This window comes from Palleronia sp., from assembly GCF_042089775.1.
Taxonomy (GTDB): domain Bacteria; phylum Pseudomonadota; class Alphaproteobacteria; order Rhodobacterales; family Rhodobacteraceae; genus Palleronia.
In genome coordinates this window covers 1-3131 of record NZ_JBELKF010000211.1, presented here as the reverse complement: position 1 = coordinate 3131, position 3131 = coordinate 1, and the positions used below count along the sequence as shown (strand labels likewise).

Here is a 3131-nt window from a genome sequence, read left to right as displayed (position 1 = left end):
GTCTGCGTCGTCCTCGATCAGATCTCCGGCGGACAGGCCGCCGAGCAGCCAGTTCAGCGACTCTTCGTAGGACTTCGCGGAATTCGGCTGGAATTGAACCGGCGCACCAGCCAGAGGCGCGTCCTCGCCATGCTGCTTCAACGCGATGATCTCATCGAACTCCGCCCAGATCACACGAGCCCCGGGATGCCCCGACCTGCGAAGCCAGCGGTTGCGGGCAGGCCTGAGGGCGGCGGGCCGCACCACATCTTTCTCGGGCAGCAGGTGCTCCAGTTCAGGCAGGCAGGACCTTTTGGCGATCATCGCGTTGAAACGGTCGATCCCCCGGCGAAACGACTTCCGCTGATTGGTCTCGAGGCCGACCGCCACGCGGTTGACCCAGTCATCGGTGATCTCGGCGGGCTGCACGCCCGCCGCCGAAGCCACGCGCGCCAGAACCCCGAAGGTGAGGTGCGAATTGGTCCCGAGCAGTTTTCCTTTGCCTTGGTTTCCCTTCACGAAGGCAAGCAGCGCGTTCCATTCGGTGCCGAGGGCTGTCGCAACCGGGGTGCCTGAGAGACGCCGAAGCACCATGCGATTGTGCTTGCGCCAGGTCCGGAACTCGTTGGCCGTGCGGAACGGCGCGGGCACGTGGCGCACGCGGCCCCGGCCCCATTTGCGATCGAATTCGGCGAGATCTGCCGGAATGCGCTTCAGCTCGGTCTTGTAGACCTTGGCGCTCTTGCGGATCGAGGCCCGCAGGTTCTTTTCGAAGCTGGGGGCATAGCCCAGTTCGGGCAGGCATTCTTCGACCTGCTTCAGGTTGGTGATGGTCATCATGTCGTCTTTCTGTGGGGATGTCCGGGAGGTTGGAGAGGTTCGGCCAACAGCCTCTCCGACCTCCCGGACGGACCAGGAAAGACCGGGACAGCCGTTGCGCCAAATCAGCCGGTTTGGCGCAAAATGCCGGAAATCAGGGTGGTTTCAGCCGGACACCCCTCGCCATACATTCCGGGTATGTCGAAGGGCCTTCGGGTGAGCCTGCGCCAAACGAGGCATCGGTGCGCCAGGTGAGCTCGTTTGGCGCAGGGTCCGGGTGATAATCCGAGCGATCAGCCATGGATCGCTGCCGCGCGCATGTCGCGCTCCCGGAACCGCCAGTCGCTGCCAAGGAGGATGCCGGGAAGGCGCCCCTTCTTCGCCCGGTCCGTGATCGTGCGCGGCGACAAGTGCTTGAAGTAAAGAAAGGCGACCTCAGCCGGCTTCAGCAGCGGCTTTTGGAACTCGATCGCGAGTTCGGCAGACACGTAGGCTGCGCCTTCGAGCTGCCAGATATCAGCCCAGGCATAGCGTTGCGGATTGTGAGCTACTGGCCGGACATTGGCCGTCGCCAACAGCTTCCGGGTGGTCGTCTCGCCCAACTGGAAATGGCGCGCGGCGTCCGCGACAGTGATGGGAATATCGTATTGCAAAAGCATGGGCCCAGCTCCTTTTCGAGGAACTGGGCCCCAGGGCGTTCACCCTGAAATTTCCGGCACATATTTTTTGCCGAGGTGTCGGAGAGGATCCCAAGGGAGCGTGGCATCCATCGCCCTGCCCACTCAACGACTGATCAGGAGGTCGGCCTTAGAAAGCCTTTTGGCGAGCACCTCCCGAGCTGGAAGCGAGAGGCACCACATTGCTGGTGTCTTCATCGCCCTGGTCCTCGGCCGGCAAAACATCACCCTGATCGCGGTAGGCTTTGAGCAGCCGAGACACCCGACACGGCCAGAGATGCCGAAGAATGCCTTCTAAAGACTGCCCAAGCCGGGGGCCATAGCTCCCCGGACCACGGGGAGGTCATTGTAGGGATAACCATGTCTCGCCTACTCCGACTCTTCGCGGAAGCCGTCGAAGTCGGGCTTGCTCGCGATCGCCGAGAAGACGCTTAGTGCGGATCTGAGATCAATCCACTTCCAGTTCACACCAAGCGTTGAACGGGCCAAAGTAGCCCTCCATTTCGCCCTTGCTGACCCAATCCCCTTGGAAGTCGAACTCGTTTCCATCTTCGTCAGTCAGTTCGCCTGACAAAGATTTGTTGTTGGAGCAGGCCCTCACGTCGCCTTCGACAGACGTTGTTACACATATCGGTGAGGGGAATTCACTGAGCGCGTCCTGACGGTTAGCTCGAGGGCATGCCGAAGCCTTCCCCGACCCGCTACCGCACACTGAACTGGTCCGCCTACAACGCGGCGCTGCGCAAGCGCGGCTCGCTGTCGGTCTGGTTCGATCCCGAGATAGTCTGGCACGCTGACAAGACCGGGAAGCGCGGACGGCCGGGACCTTCTCGGACGCTGCCATCCAAACATGCCTGGCCCTGAAAGTGCTCTTCGGGCTTCCGCTTCGGCAGACGGTCGAGCTGGCCGAAAGCCTGATCCAGATGGCGGGACTCGACTGGCCGGTTCCGGACTATTCGACGCTGTGCCGCCGGCAGGCGCGGATCTCAGTGCAGGTCCCGTATCGCGCGTCAGGACAGCCCCTTAACCTGCTTGTCGATAGCACTGGCTTCAAGTTCCGCGGGGACGGCGAATAGCAGGCCCGCAAGCATGGCCCGTCGCGTCGGAGGCAATGGCGGAAGGTCCACCTCGCCATGGACGCGGGCACAGGGATGTGCGCGCGGTCGAGTTCACCTCGAGCCGCCAAGGCGACAGCTCTCTGCTGCCGGACCTACTGGCGCAGCCCCCCTGAAGGAGGTGATCGACACAGTCACCGCAGACGGTGCCTATGATACGCGACGATGCCATGGTGCGATATCACGTCCTGCAACATTTCCCGGTCCAAGGTCAGGTCCGCGACGATCTTCTTCAGCCGGTTGTTCTCGCCCTCGAGCTGCTTCAGGCGTCGCATCTCGTCCGGGAGCAGGCCGGCATACTTCTTCTTCCAACTGAAGTAGGTTGCCGGACTGATCCCGGCCTTGCGGCAGATCTCGGCAACCGGCGTGCCTTCCTCGCCCTGCTTCAAGACGAACGCCTTCTGCGCGTCCGAAAACTTCGATGCCTTCATGGCTTCGCTCCTCGTCCCAGCCGGGCCAACCTTTGACCTGCTTCCGGGAAACTGAACCGCCGGATCTGGGAAAAGTCTCGTAAACTGCCGGGCAGGCAACGCGAGGAAGA

At 62.3% G+C, this 3131-nt stretch carries 2 protein-coding genes and 2 pseudogenes; 1 reads left to right on the top strand and 3 read right to left on the bottom strand.

Annotation, left to right across the window (positions count from 1 at the left end; all coding sequences use genetic code 11):
• Both ACFDS3_RS20065 and ACFDS3_RS20060 read right to left on the bottom strand, forming a co-directional pair.
• Positions 1-819: hypothetical protein (locus tag ACFDS3_RS20065; RefSeq protein ID WP_375264098.1), on the bottom strand; the 819-nt coding region annotated here is incomplete at its 3' end.
• Positions 820-1091: 272 nt separating this feature from the next.
• Positions 1092-1457 (bottom strand): helix-turn-helix domain-containing protein, encoded by a 366-nt coding sequence (locus tag ACFDS3_RS20060; RefSeq protein ID WP_375264097.1) that lies wholly within the window; start codon positions 1455-1457, stop codon positions 1092-1094.
• Positions 1458-2153: 696 nt separating this feature from the next.
• Between ACFDS3_RS20060 and ACFDS3_RS20055 the strand changes: the two are divergent.
• A pseudogene (locus tag ACFDS3_RS20055) lies at positions 2154-2786 on the top strand (IS5 family transposase); the annotation flags it as partial.
• Here the strand turns inward: ACFDS3_RS20055 and ACFDS3_RS20050 are convergent.
• A pseudogene (locus ACFDS3_RS20050) lies at positions 2770-3021 on the bottom strand (transposase); the annotation flags it as partial. The pseudogenes ACFDS3_RS20055 and ACFDS3_RS20050 sit on opposite strands and share 17 nt — an antisense overlap.
• Positions 3022-3131 lie beyond the last annotated feature (110 nt).